Source organism: Buttiauxella izardii (assembly GCF_003601925.1).
GTDB classification, from domain to species: Bacteria; Pseudomonadota; Gammaproteobacteria; order Enterobacterales; family Enterobacteriaceae; genus Buttiauxella; species Buttiauxella izardii.
On record NZ_QZWH01000006.1, the window covers coordinates 305,776 to 321,166 of the forward strand.

General features: G+C 53.1%; 17 protein-coding genes. 12 read left to right on the forward strand and 5 right to left on the reverse strand.

Annotated elements, in window-relative coordinates:
* Positions 1–38: 38 nt before the first annotated feature.
* Both ispE and lolB read right to left on the reverse strand, forming a co-directional pair.
* Positions 39–908 (reverse strand): 4-(cytidine 5'-diphospho)-2-C-methyl-D-erythritol kinase, encoded by an 870-nt coding sequence (gene ispE, locus D6029_RS04620; RefSeq protein WP_120063630.1) that lies wholly within the window; start codon positions 906–908, stop codon positions 39–41.
* Positions 908–1,531, reverse strand: coding sequence for a lipoprotein insertase outer membrane protein LolB (lolB, locus tag D6029_RS04625; RefSeq protein WP_120063631.1), 624 nt, complete (start codon positions 1,529–1,531; stop codon positions 908–910). The genes ispE and lolB overlap by 1 nt, the downstream gene beginning before the upstream one ends.
* A 203-nt stretch (positions 1,532–1,734) precedes the next feature.
* Between lolB and hemA the strand changes: the two genes are divergently transcribed.
* From hemA to kdsA, 6 genes are read left to right on the forward strand one after another with little or no spacing between them, the layout of a single operon-like run.
* The gene (gene hemA / locus D6029_RS04630) at positions 1,735–2,991 is read left to right on the forward strand and encodes a glutamyl-tRNA reductase (RefSeq protein ID WP_120063632.1); all 1,257 of its coding nucleotides are present in this window, start codon (positions 1,735–1,737) and stop codon (positions 2,989–2,991) included.
* A 35-nt stretch (positions 2,992–3,026) separates the two neighbouring features.
* Positions 3,027–4,109: a peptide chain release factor 1 gene (gene prfA, locus D6029_RS04635; protein WP_120063633.1), complete on the forward strand. Its 1,083-nt coding sequence runs from the start codon at positions 3,027–3,029 to the stop codon at positions 4,107–4,109.
* Positions 4,109–4,939, forward strand: coding sequence for a peptide chain release factor N(5)-glutamine methyltransferase (gene prmC / locus D6029_RS04640; RefSeq protein ID WP_120063634.1), 831 nt, complete (start codon positions 4,109–4,111; stop codon positions 4,937–4,939). The genes prfA and prmC overlap by 1 nt, the downstream gene beginning before the upstream one ends.
* An 18-nt stretch (positions 4,940–4,957) precedes the next feature.
* On the forward strand, positions 4,958–5,347 hold the full coding sequence (locus tag D6029_RS04645) for a SirB2 family protein (protein WP_120063635.1): 390 nt from the start codon (positions 4,958–4,960) through the stop codon (positions 5,345–5,347).
* A 3-nt stretch (positions 5,348–5,350) separates the two neighbouring features.
* The gene (gene sirB1 / locus D6029_RS04650) at positions 5,351–6,160 is read left to right on the forward strand and encodes an invasion regulator SirB1 (RefSeq protein WP_120063636.1); all 810 of its coding nucleotides are present in this window, start codon (positions 5,351–5,353) and stop codon (positions 6,158–6,160) included.
* Between the two features lie 40 nt (positions 6,161–6,200).
* Entirely contained in the window at positions 6,201–7,055 is an 855-nt protein-coding gene (gene kdsA, locus D6029_RS04655; RefSeq protein WP_120063637.1) for a 3-deoxy-8-phosphooctulonate synthase, read from the forward strand.
* 240 nt (positions 7,056–7,295) lie between these two features.
* On the opposite strand, the gene chaA is transcribed toward kdsA, so the two are convergent.
* Positions 7,296–8,399, reverse strand: a complete 1,104-nt coding sequence (chaA, locus tag D6029_RS04660) for a sodium-potassium/proton antiporter ChaA (protein WP_120063638.1) — start codon at positions 8,397–8,399, stop codon at positions 7,296–7,298.
* Between the two features lie 280 nt (positions 8,400–8,679).
* Here chaA and chaB point away from each other — a divergent pair, with 280 nt between their 5' ends.
* On the forward strand, positions 8,680–8,910 hold the full coding sequence (chaB, locus tag D6029_RS04665) for a putative cation transport regulator ChaB (protein ID WP_120063639.1): 231 nt from the start codon (positions 8,680–8,682) through the stop codon (positions 8,908–8,910).
* A 342-nt stretch (positions 8,911–9,252) separates the two neighbouring features.
* Positions 9,253–9,948, forward strand: a complete 696-nt coding sequence (locus tag D6029_RS04670; protein WP_147365221.1) for a gamma-glutamylcyclotransferase — start codon at positions 9,253–9,255, stop codon at positions 9,946–9,948.
* 43 nt (positions 9,949–9,991) lie between these two features.
* On the opposite strand, the gene D6029_RS04675 is transcribed toward D6029_RS04670, so the two are convergent.
* Both D6029_RS04675 and D6029_RS04680 read right to left on the reverse strand, forming a co-directional pair.
* The gene (locus tag D6029_RS04675; protein WP_120063641.1) at positions 9,992–10,237 is read right to left on the reverse strand and encodes a DUF1883 domain-containing protein; all 246 of its coding nucleotides are present in this window, start codon (positions 10,235–10,237) and stop codon (positions 9,992–9,994) included.
* Positions 10,238–10,473: 236 nt separating this feature from the next.
* Positions 10,474–10,827 (reverse strand): DsrE/DsrF/TusD sulfur relay family protein, encoded by a 354-nt coding sequence (locus D6029_RS04680; RefSeq protein WP_120063642.1) that lies wholly within the window; start codon positions 10,825–10,827, stop codon positions 10,474–10,476.
* 71 nt (positions 10,828–10,898) lie between these two features.
* Here D6029_RS04680 and D6029_RS04685 point away from each other — a divergent pair, with 71 nt between their 5' ends.
* From D6029_RS04685 to D6029_RS04700, 4 genes are all read left to right on the forward strand, one after another.
* Positions 10,899–12,110, forward strand: coding sequence for a nitrate regulatory protein (locus D6029_RS04685; RefSeq protein WP_120063643.1), 1,212 nt, complete (start codon positions 10,899–10,901; stop codon positions 12,108–12,110).
* 334 nt (positions 12,111–12,444) lie between these two features.
* Entirely contained in the window at positions 12,445–13,698 is a 1,254-nt protein-coding gene (locus D6029_RS04690) for a CmpA/NrtA family ABC transporter substrate-binding protein (RefSeq protein ID WP_120063644.1), read from the forward strand.
* 10 nt (positions 13,699–13,708) lie between these two features.
* Positions 13,709–14,590: a nitrate ABC transporter permease gene (gene ntrB, locus D6029_RS04695; protein WP_120063645.1), complete on the forward strand. Its 882-nt coding sequence runs from the start codon at positions 13,709–13,711 to the stop codon at positions 14,588–14,590.
* A 2-nt stretch (positions 14,591–14,592) separates the two neighbouring features.
* Positions 14,593–15,381, forward strand: a complete 789-nt coding sequence (locus D6029_RS04700) for an ABC transporter ATP-binding protein (RefSeq protein ID WP_120063646.1) — start codon at positions 14,593–14,595, stop codon at positions 15,379–15,381.
* Positions 15,382–15,391 lie beyond the last annotated feature (10 nt).

The following is a 15,391-nucleotide window of genomic DNA, read 5'->3' on the forward strand; positions in this document are numbered from 1 at the left end:
AAAGAGCTTGATGCAACGTCTGAAACAAGGTGACGTTGTCACCAATACTCAGCTTGCCCGGATATGGCCTGATGCAGCGGGGAGACATTAACGCCTCGCGCAACAAACCCATGCAGCCATTCCGGGGCTTGCTTAAGCACCTGGCGGGCAGCGTTCTCGGTGTCAAATTCAGCAAACACACAAGCGCCGGTGCCGGTCAGGCGCGACGGCGCGTATTCTAACAGCCAGGAAAGCAGCTCATCAACCTTACGAAAACGTTTTCTTGCGATAACCTCACAATCATTACCAAATTCACAGTTTAATAACGTGTCAATTGATCTGATCGGGGTATTTCGTGGTAGCTCAGGATCCTGGAAAATGACCGGAGTGGGAATACTGACTCCAGGATGCGCCACCAGATACCATTTTTCCGGTGGCGAAACCGGCGTGAGCTTCTCACCGACTCCCTCAGCAAAAGCGGCAAAACCACGGACGAACACCGGAACATCGGCACCCAATGTCACGCCAATCGCCGCGAGCTGATCTTCAGTCAGGCCGGTGTTCCAGATGTGGTTGAGGGCGACTAAAACCGTCGCTGCATTGGACGAACCACCACCTAAACCGCCGCCCATCGGTAACTTTTTCTCAACGCTAATATTCGCCCCGGCACCTTGGGGCAAAGTGCCCATCAGCAGCGCGGTGTCTTGCAATAAACGAGCGGCACGAACTATTAAATTTTCTTCATTTGGCACGCCTTCAATGGGCGTCTCAAGATGAATTTGACCATCGTTTCTCGGCTCGATGGTGAGGGTGTCGCCATAATCGAGGAACTGAAATAAAGTTTGTAAATTATGGTAGCCGTCTTCACGACGCCCGGTGATATACAAAAAAAGGTTCAGTTTTGCCGGTGATGGCCAACGTTTTCTCATTATTTAACCGTCCAGCTATCCATTTTGAGTTTGATGCGCTGCGAGCCTTCACGCAATTCCATGTTTGATGGCAAAGCGGGTTGCACGCTGTCGTCATAATCACTGTAAACCACTTTCCAGCTTTTGCCGTCCTGGGTGTAGTTGATTTCGCTCAGGCGATATTTGTCATCAAGTTTGTAATCTGTGGCTTCACCTGGCAGGCCAAGAATCCACTGACGCAGGCTATTTAAAGGGATCGGCATCCCGGTCAGTTTGCCGACCATTTCTTCGGCATTGTCAGAAACGTATTTTTTGCCGTTACGGTCGGTCAGTTGCACCACGCCCGGTTTGGCATTGAGTTCAAGCTCGGTGCTGCCCAATGGGTTGGTGAGCAATAAACGGTAGCTGTCTGGCGTGGTTTGCTGCCAGTTGTAACGCGCATACACTTTTTGGCTATCGGAAAGATAGGCAAAAGCACCACGCGTTTGATATTGGGTGATTTTTTGCACTTGTTGCTGGTGTTGTAACCATTGTGGAGAGGTTGGGCTTTTACCCGGGCCAGTGGACTGCGGGGTCACACAAGCGGTCAAAACAAGGCTGGCGAGTGGCGCAAGGCACAGCAGACGGGGTTTAGACATAAACATAGCGGCGGCGGATCCTTCTCATTAATTTTAGTTGTTAACTGTTTATGCTAGCGGTGCCAGCCCAGGTCGTCTACGGTCAAGTTATCTTAAATCATTAATTGCAGTGATACCCCGCAAGGGTGACTCTCTTTTATTGAATGCCCGCATCCTGTATGATGCGCCGAGTTAATCCTTATCAACATCGGTATTACTCAGACCGCTCAATGACCCTGTTAGCACTTGGCATCAACCACAAAACAGCTCCAGTCTCGTTGCGAGAACGTGTTACGTTTTCGCCGGACACGCTCGACCAGGCTTTGAAGAGCTTGCTCGAACAGCCGATGGTGCAAGGCGGCGTGGTGCTTTCAACGTGTAACCGCACGGAGTTGTACCTGAGTGTTGAAGAACAGGAAAACCTGCACGAACAACTGGTGCGCTGGCTGTGTAACTACCACAACCTCAACGAAGAAGAAGTGCGTAACAGCCTGTACTGGCATCACGATAACGACGCGGTAACGCATTTAATGCGTGTTGCGAGCGGTCTGGATTCCCTGGTACTTGGCGAGCCGCAAATCTTAGGCCAGGTCAAAAAAGCCTACGCTGATTCCCAAAAAGGGCATTCGCATTCCAGCGAACTGGAACGCATGTTCCAGAAATCCTTCTCCGTGGCCAAGCGTGTCAGAACCGAAACCGACATCGGTGCCAGCGCCGTTTCCGTGGCGTTTGCGGCGTGTACACTGGCGCGACAAATCTTTGAATCTCTATCAACCGTGACGGTGCTGTTAGTCGGCGCGGGTGAAACTATCGAACTGGCGGCGCGTCATTTGCGTGAACACAACGTGAAGAAGATGATCATCGCCAACCGTACGCGTGAACGCGCCCAGGTGCTGGCGGATGAAGTCGGCGCGGAAGTGATAAGCCTCAGCGAAATCGATTCGCGCCTGCAGGAAGCCGACATTATTATCAGTTCCACCGCCAGCCCGCTGCCGATTATCGGCAAAGGCATGGTGGAGCGCGCGCTAAAAGCTCGCCGCAACCAACCGCTGTTGTTGGTGGATATCGCCGTTCCGCGTGACGTCGAACCCGAAGTTGGCAAGCTGGCGAACGCCTATTTATATAGCGTCGACGATTTACAGGCGATTATTCAAAGCAACCTCGCGCAGCGCAAAGCCGCCGCGGTTGAAGCGGAAACTATCGTCGCGCAAGAGTGCAGCGAATTTATGGCCTGGTTGCGCGCCCAAAGCGCCACAGAAACCATCCGCGAATATCGTAGTCAGGCTGAACAGGTGCGTGATGACCTGGCAGCCAAAGCGCTCGCCGCCCTCCAGCAGGGAGGCGACGCCGAAACCGTTCTTCAGGATCTGGCATGGAAATTAACCAATCGCCTGATCCACGCACCAACCAAATCTCTCCAGCAGGCTGCCCGTGACGGGGATGACGAACGCCTGCAGATTCTGCGCAACAGCCTCGGGCTGGATTAGCAAATAAACTCTTATTACAAGGTGAAACACCGCCCATGAAGTCTTCTATCGTTGCCAAACTAGAAGCCCTGCAAGAGCGCCATGAAGAAGTTCAGGCCCTGCTTGGTGATGCTTCCACAATTGCCGACCAGGACCGTTTCCGCGCGTTGTCGCGGGAATATGCCCAGCTAAGCGACGTTTCCCGTTGCTACCTGCAATGGCGTCAGGTTCAGGAAGATATTGAAACTGCACAAAGCATGCTTGATGACCCGGAAATGCGCGAGATGGCGCAAGAAGAATTAAACCAGGCTAAAAGCGACAGCGAAGAATTAGAACAACAACTGCAAGTGCTGTTACTGCCGAAAGATCCTGACGACGAACGTAATGCGTTTGTGGAAGTTCGTGCCGGAACCGGTGGCGATGAAGCCGCTATTTTTGCCGGCGACTTGTTCCGCATGTACAGTCGTTACGCAGAAGCACGCCGCTGGAAAGTTGAAATCCTCAGCGCCAACGAAGGCGAACACGGCGGCTATAAAGAAGTGATCGCTAAAATTAGCGGTGATGGCGTTTATGGACGTCTTAAATTTGAGTCCGGCGGCCATCGCGTGCAGCGTGTGCCAGCCACTGAATCCCAGGGCCGTATTCATACGTCCGCTTGTACCGTTGCGGTAATGCCAGAAATTCCAGAAGCAGAATTGCCGGATATCAACCCAGGTGATTTGCGCATCGACACCTTCCGCTCCTCGGGCGCTGGCGGTCAGCACGTTAACACCACCGACTCTGCCATCCGTATTACCCACTTGCCGACCGGTATCGTCGTGGAATGCCAGGACGAACGTTCCCAGCACAAAAACAAAGCCAAAGCACTTGGGGTGTTAGGCTCGCGTATTCGTGCTGCTGAAATGGCAAAGCGCCAGCAAGAAGAAGCGTCAACGCGCCGTAACCTGCTGGGTAGTGGCGACCGTTCAGACCGCAACCGTACCTATAACTTCCCGCAAGGCCGCGTAACAGATCACCGCATCAACGTGACGTTATATCGTCTTGATGAAGTGATGGAAGGCAAGCTCGACGGGCTTATCGAGCCAATCGTGCAGGAATTCCAGGCAGACCAGTTAGCGGCGTTGTCTGAGCAGGATTAATGGATTTTAAACACTGGCTGCAACAGGCCATCGCCCAGCTTCAGGAAAGTGAAAGTCCGCGTCGCGATGCGGAAATCCTGCTGGGTTTTGTCACGGGCAAGGCGCGCACGTTCATTCTGGCCTTCGGTGAAACCGAGCTGACAGCTGAACAACAGCAGCAATTAGAAGTGTTGCTGGCGCGGCGTGTGAAGGGCGAGCCGATCGCGCATTTGGTTGGCGAGCGTGAGTTCTGGTCGCTGCCGCTGCGCGTGTCTCCGGTGACGTTAATCCCGCGCCCTGACACGGAATGTCTGGTTGAACAAGCTCTTGCCAGAATGCCCGAAACGCCTTGTTCGGTGCTGGATTTAGGCACCGGAACAGGGGCGATTGCCCTGGCGATTGCCAGCGAGCGCCCGGATTGTTCCGTGACGGCACTCGACCTTATCCCTGAAGCCGTCGAACTAGCGCGCGATAATGCGAGTCGCCTCGGAATTACCAATGTTGAGGTCTTGCAAAGCAATTGGTTTAGTGCGCTCAATACACGACGTTTTGCCGTCATCGTCAGCAACCCGCCATATATCGATGAGCAAGATCCGCATTTGTCTCAGGGTGATGTGCGTTTTGAACCACGCAGCGCGTTGGTGGCTGAAAACCACGGTTTAGCCGATTTACGCACGTTGGTCGAGTCTGCGCGAAACTTCCTTGAGCCGGGTGGCTGGGTACTGCTTGAGCATGGTTGGCAGCAGGCCGCGCAGGTGCGTGAATTGTTTAGAGATGCCGGATATACCGAGATACAAAGCTGTCAGGATTACGGTGGCAATGACCGCCTGACAACAGGACGCTATTTTTAAGATAAGGAACTGAGCAAAATGGCCACTTACTTCGCGCTCAAACATTTGCATATTCTGACGGTCTTCATTTCCATCAGCCTGTTCGTTGTCCGCTATTGGTGGCAATACCGTCATTCAGCCATGTCAACCAAGCGCTGGGTGCGCATTGTGCCGCATGTCAACGACACGCTATTGCTCGCCAGTGGCGTCGCATTAGTGATGATTACGCATTTCTATCCTTTCACGCCGCAAGGTGCATGGCTGACTGAGAAGCTATTTGGCGTTATCATCTATATTGTTTTAGGGTTTATCGTGCTGGGCAAACGCCCGCGCAGCCAGCAGATTCGGTGGTTCGCCTTTTTGTTGGCCCTGGTGGTGCTCTACATCATCATTAAACTCGCCACCACAAAAATACCATTACTGGGGTAAGTCATGAGGTCGTTAGCCGATTTTGAATTCAATCAGGCGCCGTTGTGCGAGGGCATGGTTTTAGTCTCGCAGCTGATCCGTGATGATTTCCCGGCGCAAGAAGTGCGTGCACAACTCGAAAGCCTGGCACGTCAGGCGCGTGAAGAGATCTGCGAAGGTCTTCACCAGGATGTGCAACTCGAAAAATTAATCGAACTGTTTTATGGCACCTGGGGTTTTAAAGACGCCAGCGGCGTATACCGTTTATCTGACGCATTATGGCTCGATAAAGTGCTGGCAAAACGCCAGGGCAGTGCGGTGTCATTGGGCGCGATTCTGTTGTGGATTGCCGAACGCCTGGATATTCCCTTAAATCCGGTCATTTTCCCGACGCAGCTGATTTTACGCGGCGACTGGATGGACGGTGAAATGTGGCTTATCAACCCGTTTAACGGTGACACACTCAACGAACACACGCTGGAAGTGTGGCTGAAAGGCAACGTTGGGCCAACCGCCGAACTGTTCGATGAAGATTTAGATGAAGCCGACAACGCAGAAGTGGTGCGTAAGTTACTCGACACCCTGAAATCTGCATTGATGGAAGAGCGTCAAATGGAACTGGCATTGCGTGCCAGCCAGGTTCTGCTTCAGTTTAACCCGGAAGATCCGTATGAAATCCGCGATCGTGGTTTGATTTATGCCCAGCTCGATTGCGAACATGTGGCTCTGACTGACCTCAGCTATTTTGTTGAACAGTGCCCGGAAGACCCGATTAGCGAGATGATCAAAGCGCAAATAAACACTATTTCGCAAAAACAGGTCACTCTGCACTGATGCCAAATTTTTACATGTTTCCCAACAAGGCGAGATAAAGATGGAACAAAAAGTAGTTAAGATTGGTGACATCAAGGTCGCAAACGACCTGCCATTTGTGCTGTTTGGTGGCATGAACGTGCTGGAATCACGCGATCTGGCCATGCGCATTTGTGAGCATTACGTCACCGTCACTCAGAAACTGGGTATCCCATACGTCTTCAAAGCCTCTTTCGATAAAGCCAACCGTTCATCCATCAACTCTTACCGTGGCCCAGGCCTGGAAGAAGGGATGAAGATTTTCCAGGAACTGAAGCAAACCTTCGGTGTGAAAATCATCACTGACGTTCATGAAGCAAGCCAGGCGCAGCCGGTTGCGGAAGTGGTTGATGTGATTCAGCTGCCAGCATTCCTGGCTCGTCAGACCGATCTTGTTGAAGCGATGGCGAAAACTGGCGCGGTGATCAACGTTAAGAAACCTCAGTTCGTCAGCCCTGGTCAAATGGGTAACATCGTTGATAAATTCCATGAAGGTGGCAACGACCAGATCATCCTGTGTGACCGTGGCGCAAACTTCGGTTATGACAACTTAGTGGTTGATATGCTGGGCTTCAGCGTCATGAAGCAGGTTTCCAACGGTTCCCCGGTGATCTTCGACGTGACTCACGCGCTGCAATGCCGCGACCCGTTTGGCTCAGCTTCGGGCGGCCGTCGTGCGCAGGTTACTGAACTGGCTCGTGCCGGTATGGCGACTGGCCTGGCTGGCCTGTTTATCGAAGCGCACCCGGACCCGGACAACGCACGTTGTGATGGCCCATCAGCGCTGCCGCTGGCGAAACTTGAGCCGTTCCTGAAGCAGATTAAGGCGATTGACGATCTGGTGAAGAACTTCGAGCCACTGGATACCAGCAAGTAATATTTAAAACCCCTCACCCTAACCCTCTCCCAAAGGAGAGGGGATTGTCCGATTTTCTCCATCGTCCACGGGAGAGGGGATTGTCCGGTTTTCTCCATCGTCCACGGGAGAGGGGACTGTCCGGTTTTCTCCATCGTCCACGGGAGAGGGGACTGTCCGGTTTTCTCCATCGTCTATATGAGAGGGGATTATCCGGTTTTCTCCCTCTCCTGGGGGAGAGGGCCGGGGTGAGGGGAAATATCAGGCAAATATCGTCATCAAATAAGCGGCAAACAACGCAAGGTGTGCCGTCCCATTCAGCACGTTAGTTCGCCCGGTCGAGAACGAAATCTGGCACAGCACCAGTGACGTCAGCATCACCACCAATTCCGGCATTCCTAAACCAAACGTCAGGTCATTACCGGTCAGCATCGCAATCAGCGTCACGGCTGGAACCGTCAGTGAAATCGTCGCCAGCACTGAACCAAAGAACAGGTTCATCGCACGTTGCACCTGGTTGCTCAATACCGCTTTTAACGCTCCCAAACCTTCCGGCGAGAGAATCAGTAATGCGATCAGGAAACCCGTGAACTGCGCTGGGGCATTCAGAGTATTCAGCAAAGACTCAAGGGGTACTGCATTCATCTTCGTTACGGCAATCACCGCAATCAGATGCACAACCAGCCAGATAGCGTGCCAGGTGCTGCTGTGCGCCGACGGTTTACCATGATGCGGGTCATCGTCGTCAGACTCATCTTCATGCTCATAAACGAACAAACTCTGGTGCGTTTTGGTCTGAATCAACAAGAACACGCCATACATCGCCGCCGAAATAGCCGCCGCCATCAACGCCTGGCCGGTACTAAAGTTGCCTTCAGGAAGCGCTGTCGGTAGCACCAACACAATCACGGCAAGCGGGAACAGGGCAATCAAATACTGCTTGATGCCAAACAGGTTCATATATTGCGTAGCGAATTTGTTTCCGCCCAGCAGAAGTGAGAAACCGACCAGACCCCCCGTCACAATCATAATGATGGAATAGAGTGTGTCGCGCATCAGCGTCGGCGCGGCATCGCCGGTCGCCATCAATGCAGAAATGAGACTAACTTCGAGAATAACCACCGAAAGACTAAGAATCAGGGAACCATAGGGTTCGCCTAAACGATGCGCGAGCACGTCAGCATGACGAACCACGCTAAAAGCACTACTTAAGATGCCCACCAGGGCCAGAATATTGATCCCTATCACCGCCGGTAAAGACTGGCTTCCTCCCCACATCACCAGTACGACCAGCGCTAATACCGGGAAAATGAGGGAACTCTCCTTATGACGGGTTTTCACCGCCTCATGTTGTGTTTTGGTCAAAATACGTCTCCAGTTGCACAGGGATTAAGCAATTTAATTATTATAGTCGGACATTAAAGCCTCGTTAAAATAGCAAACAATGGACATTTTTTAATAAAATTTACTCAGTTTTACCGCTTATATAGCTATAGTATTTCTGATGTATGAAAGTCGATGTTTACTGATTTTAAACAATGAAAAACATGTGGATAGGATTGGTGTAAAAGCAATTATCGATATTTTCTGGCAGGATCAACCATGCTGTCTCACACTTTAGTTTTACTCAACTGAGGATGACACCATGCCCTACAACAGCCGAAATGACCTCCCTGAAAATGTTCAAAACGTTCTTCCCGCCCACGCCCAGGATATCTATAAAGAGGCATTTAACAGCGCCTGGGACGAGTATAAAGACAAAGACGATCGCCGGGATGATGCCAGCCGCGAGGAAACGGCCCATAAAGTCGCCTGGGCTGCGGTGAAACATGGTTATCAAAAAGGGGACGACGACAAATGGCACAAGAAAAAGTAAACCTTACATAATGTATTGATATCCATATTCAAACGCCGCAGCACACATCAGTATGGCAAGTTAATATGACATTTTTGTTGTTTTGTGATCGTCATCAAACTTGTCAGCGTCCCGCTAATTGCTTATGTTCACAGATATGTTGCTCTATAAATAACCTTCATAATTCGATTCACAGGTAGGCGGCAAAGGAGCTTATCCCGATGAGCTTACTTGAGTAAGTGATTCGGGTAAGCGAGAGCGCCAACACCCCTGTGGATTGAAGAATGAGGGTTATAAAAGTCAAAAGCCTGGAAGGCGCATCTGACGTAATCACACGGAAGTATGCAGTGGCGGAGGTGTATGGTGTTAACGCGTGATTTCTTAATGAAAGCGGATTGTAAGACAGCTTTTGGTTCCATTGAGGAATCGTTGTTGTGGACTCCTGAGCAGCGCTCGGCATCTCTCGCCGCGACGCTCGCTTGCCGTCCCGATAACAGCCCCGTATGGATTTTCGGCTATGGTTCCCTGATGTGGAACCCGGCTTTTGAACATGAAGAGTCAGCACCAGGAACGCTGGTCGGCTGGCACCGGGCTTTTTGCCTGCGTTTAACTGCCGGGCGCGGAACGGCTTGCCAGCCTGGACGCATGCTGGCGCTCAAAGAAGGCGGGCGCACCACAGGCCTGGCTTACCGCCTGCCTGAAGCCATACTTGAAGATGAACTCACTCTGGTGTGGAAGCGTGAAATGATCACCGGCTGCTACTTGCCGACCTGGTGCAAACTCGAACTGGACGACGGGCGAGTGGTGAATGCGCTGGTGTTTATCATGGACCCGCGCCATCCGCTTTACGAAGCCGATACACGCGCTGAAATTATCGCGCCGCTTATTGCCGCCGCCAAAGGCCCGCTGGGCACCAACGCACAATATCTTTTCTCCCTCGAGCAAGAGTTGCTAAAGCGTGGGATGCATGACGATTGCCTGGATGAACTGGTGAATAAAGTCAGAGACTGGCTACAGCCGAAGGGTGATGAAGGCGATTTACAAACACGATTTGCTTAAAATTTCATGGCGGCGCTTATCAATAAGCGCCGCCATGTTGCATTTATGCAGCGACATAACTAATTGAATGCTCGAGCGATTTGCTGTGGCTATCAATCAACACTTTCCATTTTCCGCTGTACGGCACCGTCAAATAAGCAGACTGCTTATCTTCCACACTCAGAATATCGGCCTCGGGTTTGCCCGTAGCACTGTTGTCGCTCATCAAATGAATATGGCTTTTATTTGAACAGTGAACCACCACGGTATCACCGCCGAAAAGATGCAGACTGGCTTTCACTACTGGCATTTTTTTACTCCGCTATCACATCAAAGTTAGACATCCGTGCCGCTAGTTTTGCTGGCAATCAGTGACGTTGTTCACAAATCACACTTCATGCATAACACCAGACCCCGGCGTCACAAATCCTGACTTTGATCAAAAAATGCTGTAACGAATCAACTTTAGTGTAGATGCACCTGAAACCATTCAGCTGGTGAATTTTTATGCGGAAAATTAGCCTGTGGTCATCATTAAATTTGGTGTCAGAACGTTAACACTTTATCCGCACTCAACGTCCACTCCGCCAGCTCAACCAAAGTGCCAATCTCAACGCCATCCACCAACGGTAAATCAGTAATACCGCGCCCATCCGTGCAGGTCTTGCATAATTTCACCGGCACATTCTGCGCGGTCAAAATCTCCAGCATTTGCTGAATGTTATAACCCTCAGCGGGTTTCTGTCCGCGTAGGCCAGCGGTGACTGCGTCAGACATCAAAAACAATTTCACTTCCGGCTGCGGTTGTTGATCGCATAGCGCAATAGCCAGACGCAGGCTGTTAAACAACGATTCGCTGCCGTAAGCCGCGCCGTTGGCAATAATCACAATCTTTTGCATTTGTTCTCCTTGTCACCCGACGGCACGACTTTTGCTTCTCACCATTATCCGTTGCCGCTCAGGAGTATTTTATGAAGGCTACCGTCGCCGTGAACCCTACCGCTCGTGACTTTTTAATGGCGGCCCGAAACCGCGGGCGTGAGCAATTGCAGGATATTCTGCAAATCGGTGAACTTACAGGCTGCATCGCCAGACTCGCCCACATGCTACAACGCGAACGCGGGGCTTCCAACATCTGGCTGTGTTCACAGGGCCGATTATTTGCCGCTGAACGCGTGCTTTGCATTCAGGAAGTGGATAACGAATTAGCCCTTTTGCGCCAGGCCATCGCCGAACCGGATTACCTGCCGGGAAGCGCATTGTTTGTAAGCCTCGCGTGCGCGCTGCATTATCTGGAGCAACTGCCCAAGCTGCGAACACAAATTACCGCCCAACAGATTCAACCGCTGAATGCGATGGAGCAGTTTAATATCACGCTGCGTCATTTGTTGAGCATTGTTCCTGAAACCAGCAACGTGGTGGATGACACCGGTGTGGCGCGAGCGCTGGCGGCATTGTTCAGTTTTATGCAGGGGAAAGAACTGGCGGGGCAGGAGCGGGCGATTGGCGCGCTCGGTTTCATGCAGGGAGAATTTAGCGACACCTTGCGCCAGCAACTGGTCGATAGAATCGACAGCCAGCAGCACTGTTTTGACGCCTTTTGCAGCATGGTCGATATGCCACTGCGCCAGCAATTTCTCACCTGCGCGGAACCGTGCCGCGAAACCGAACAACTCCGGCGAATCGCCTGCACCCGGCTGCCAACTGCCGATGAACCGCAGCGTGCGCTGCGCTGGTTTGCGTTATTAACGACGCGAATTGATGCTCTGAAAGAAGTCGAAGATGCGCTGATTGAAGCCGTGATGGCGCAGGCGCAACAGGCGCTCGGGCAGGTTTTGCAGCAAACAGAACCCGGTGAGAGTGAAATTGCCCGTTGGGTGGCAGGCCATGGCCGTCATGATACCGACCGTTATTTTGACCGCCACCTCTTGCCGCTAGTGCGCCAACAGGCACAGCAACTCGAAGCCATGGCGCAACAATTAGCCTCGCTCAAAGCAACGCTTGAGGAGCGCAAAGTGATCGACCAGGCCAAAGCGCTACTCATTCGCCATCAGGGTTACAGCGAAGAACAGGCGTGGCAAACCCTGCGCAAGATGGCAATGAACCAGAACAAGCGCATGGTGGATGTCGCCAGCGCGATGGTGTCTGTGGCGGATATCTGGCAGATACCCACAAGGGGGTAGCTGCACAAACAGTGGGCGTAAACTGCCTTTTCACAGTGCAAAACCCTTCATCTTTCACGTTGCAGATGCGTTGGCTTCACTCACTCACCTCAGTCACTTACTTTAGTAAGCTCCTGAGGATTCGTAAGTTTGCCGCCTTCCTGCACCACGAAATCTAAAGGGTTTAAAGGTGTGCTCTTGAATCTGGCACGCGAGTTGCAACACTCATTATGAAAATTACTTTGACCTGAATCGCGCCAATGGCGGTGTGGTTCCGGTTGGACAAAGGCGTCCTTCAATGTGCTGACCCACATTGTTGGGCGCTTTTTTTTACCTTTTTATCAGGAAGAAGCCGATGAGCCACAAAACCATAACCCTTTCGCGCCGTCGATTTTTACAGGCGGGTGCGGCACTAGGCGGTGCGTATTTGCTGCCAGGCATGATGAATTCCGTATGGGCGGCGGGGAGCGACAAACCGGAACAAACCACAGTGAAAGTCGGTTTTATCCCGCTCACCGACTGCGCCTCGGTCGTGATGGCGGCTGTCAAAGGCTTCGACAAAAAATACGGCATCTCCATTGTGCCGAGCAAAGAGGCGAGCTGGGCCGCGGTACGCGACAAAATGGTTTCCGGTGAACTCGACGCCGCCCATGTTTTATACGGCCTGGTCTACGGGCTGGAAATGGGTATCGCCGGAAAACAAGAGCCAATGGCGAACTTGATGACGCTTAACAACAACGGCCAGGCGATTTCCCTCTCGAGCGATTTGGCGAAGCAGGGCGTCACCGACGGGCAAAGCCTGAAGAAGTTAGTCGCCAGCAAAGAGCCGGGCAGCTTCACCTTCGCTCATACCTTCCCGACTGGCACCCACGCGATGTGGCTTTATTACTGGCTGGCGCAGGCAGAAATCAACCCGTTTACCGACGTGCGCACTGTGGTAGTTCCGCCGCCGCAAATGGTGATGAACATGCGTATCGGCAACATGCAGGGTTTCTGCGTGGGCGAGCCGTGGAACCAACGTGCCATTAGCGACGGCATCGGCTTTACCGCCGCAACGTCGCAATCCATCTGGCCGGATCATCCTGAGAAAATCCTCGGTACGCGCAGTGCGTGGGTCGAACAAAACCCAAACACCGCTCGCGCATTAGTGGCGGCCATTCTTGAGGCATCGCGCTGGATTGATGCCAGCGACGACAACCGCCGCGAAACCGCCAATGTGCTTGCCGGACGCGCTTATCTGAACACCAAAGCCGATTTCCTGACCGGACGCATGCTCGGGCAATACGACAACGGTATCGGCAAAAAATGGCAGGACGACCACGCCATGCACTTCTTCCGCGACGGCGAAGTGACATTCCCGTGGCTTTCCGACGGCATGTGGTTCCTGACTCAACACCGCCGCTGGGGTCTGCTCGATAAAGACCCGGATTATCTCGCCGTCGCCAAACGCATCAACCGCATCGACATCTATCAGCAAGCCGCCACCGCCGTGGGCAACATTTCTGTGCCAGCCAGCCCAATGCGCACCAGCACCCTGATGGATGGAAACACCTGGAACGGCAGCGACCCTGCCGCCTACGCCGCCAGTTTCGCCATTCATAAACGTTAAGGGGAACAATATGAACCAGCCTGCACATAAACCGCCCGCCGCAGCGCTTAGCGCCACGGTTGGGGAAGTGATTACCCTGCCGCCCGTCACCGTTCGCCGCCGCACGCCGCAGTGGCGCAAGTTTTGCCTGAGCTTTTTCCAGCGCCTGGTGCCCGCCGTTCTGGGGATGGGATTGTTGGTCGTCGCCTGGCAAATCGCCGCGCTCAACAGCAAGGGTTTCCCGACGCCGCTCAGCACTTTGGAATCAGCAATCACACTGTTTTCTGACCCGTTTTATAACGCCGGGCCGAACGACCAGGGTATCGGCTGGAACGTGCTGGCCTCGCTCCAGCGCGTGGCGGTTGGGTTTGGCCTCGCCGCGATGGTCGGTATTCCTGCGGGTTTCCTGATTGGCCGTTTCACCTTTTTAGCCCGCATGTTCAACCCGATTATCTCGTTATTGCGCCCGGTCAGCCCGCTCGCCTGGTTGCCGATTGGCCTGCTTTTATTCCAGAAAGCGGAACCGGCATCGAGCTGGACGATTTTTATTTGCTCCATCTGGCCGATGGTGATTAACACCGCTGAAGGCGTCAAACGCATCCCGGACGATTACCTCAACGTGGCGCGGGTGCTGAAACTTTCCGAATGGACGGTGATGCGCAAAATTTTATTCCCGGCCGTGTTACCCGCAGTGCTAACCGGCGTGCGCTTGTCCATCGGCATTGCGTGGCTGGTGATTGTCGCCGCCGAAATGCTCACCGGAGGCCTTGGGATCGGCTTCTGGATCTGGAACGAGTGGAACAACCTCAACGTCGAAAACATTCTTATCGCGATTGTGATTATCGGCGTCGTCGGGCTGCTGCTCGAACAGGCTTTGATGTTGCTGGCGCGTCGCTTCAGTTGGGAGAAATAATCATGAAGAAAATTATTCAGGTACAAAATGTTAGCCAGCGTTTTTCCACTGCCAGCGGCGAATTTCTGGCGCTGAGCAACGTCAGCTTTGATATTGAAGAAGGCGAAACCATCAGCCTGATTGGTCACTCAGGATGTGGCAAATCCACGCTGCTGAATTTGATTGCCGGGATCACCTTGCCCTCCGAAGGCGGCCTGCTGTGCGACAACCGCGAAATCGCCGGGCCAGGGCCAGAGCGCGCCGTGGTGTTTCAGAATCATTCGCTGCTGCCGTGGATGACCTGCTTCGAAAACGTGGCGCTGGCGGTGGATCAAGTCTTTCGCCACACCATGAACCGCGCCGAGCGCCGCGAATGGATTGTGCACAACCTCGAGCGCGTGCAGATGGGCCACGCCGTTAACAAGCGTCCCGGAGAGATTTCCGGTGGCATGAAACAGCGTGTCGGCATCGCCCGTGCGCTGGCGATGAAACCCAAAGTGCTGCTGATGGACGAGCCGTTTGGCGCACTCGATGCGCTGACTCGCGCCCATTTGCAGGATGCTGTGATGCACATCCAGCAAGAGCTGCACACCACGATTGTGCTGATCACTCATGACGTTGACGAAGCGGTACTGCTTTCCGACCGCGTGCTGATGATGACCAACGGCCCGGCGGCGACGGTAGGCGAAACATTGCAGGTTGATTTGCCGCGCCCGCGCAACCGCGTGGAACTCGCCGAAGACAGCCGCTACCACCATTTGCGCCAGCAAGTGCTGCGCTTCCTCTACGAAAAACAGCCCAGGGCTGCCTGAGGACACGCTC

Bases quoted from the DNA above. Each gene is read 5' to 3' on its own strand.
- ispE (WP_120063630.1), bottom strand. From the start codon at position 908: ATGAGAAAACGTTGGCCATCACCGGCAAAACTGAACCTTTTTTTGTAT.
- lolB (WP_120063631.1), bottom strand. From the start codon at position 1,531: ATGTTTATGTCTAAACCCCGTCTGCTGTGCCTTGCGCCACTCGCCAGC.
- hemA (WP_120063632.1), top strand. From the start codon at position 1,735: ATGACCCTGTTAGCACTTGGCATCAACCACAAAACAGCTCCAGTCTCG.
- prfA (WP_120063633.1), top strand. From the start codon at position 3,027: ATGAAGTCTTCTATCGTTGCCAAACTAGAAGCCCTGCAAGAGCGCCAT.
- prmC (WP_120063634.1), top strand. From the start codon at position 4,109: ATGGATTTTAAACACTGGCTGCAACAGGCCATCGCCCAGCTTCAGGAA.
- D6029_RS04645 (WP_120063635.1), top strand. From the start codon at position 4,958: ATGGCCACTTACTTCGCGCTCAAACATTTGCATATTCTGACGGTCTTC.
- sirB1 (WP_120063636.1), top strand. From the start codon at position 5,351: ATGAGGTCGTTAGCCGATTTTGAATTCAATCAGGCGCCGTTGTGCGAG.
- kdsA (WP_120063637.1), top strand. From the start codon at position 6,201: ATGGAACAAAAAGTAGTTAAGATTGGTGACATCAAGGTCGCAAACGAC.
- chaB (WP_120063639.1), top strand. From the start codon at position 8,680: ATGCCCTACAACAGCCGAAATGACCTCCCTGAAAATGTTCAAAACGTT.
- D6029_RS04675 (WP_120063641.1), bottom strand. From the start codon at position 10,237: ATGCCAGTAGTGAAAGCCAGTCTGCATCTTTTCGGCGGTGATACCGTG.
- D6029_RS04680 (WP_120063642.1), bottom strand. From the start codon at position 10,827: ATGCAAAAGATTGTGATTATTGCCAACGGCGCGGCTTACGGCAGCGAA.
- D6029_RS04685 (WP_120063643.1), top strand. From the start codon at position 10,899: ATGAAGGCTACCGTCGCCGTGAACCCTACCGCTCGTGACTTTTTAATG.
- D6029_RS04690 (WP_120063644.1), top strand. From the start codon at position 12,445: ATGAGCCACAAAACCATAACCCTTTCGCGCCGTCGATTTTTACAGGCG.
- ntrB (WP_120063645.1), top strand. From the start codon at position 13,709: ATGAACCAGCCTGCACATAAACCGCCCGCCGCAGCGCTTAGCGCCACG.
- D6029_RS04700 (WP_120063646.1), top strand. From the start codon at position 14,593: ATGAAGAAAATTATTCAGGTACAAAATGTTAGCCAGCGTTTTTCCACT.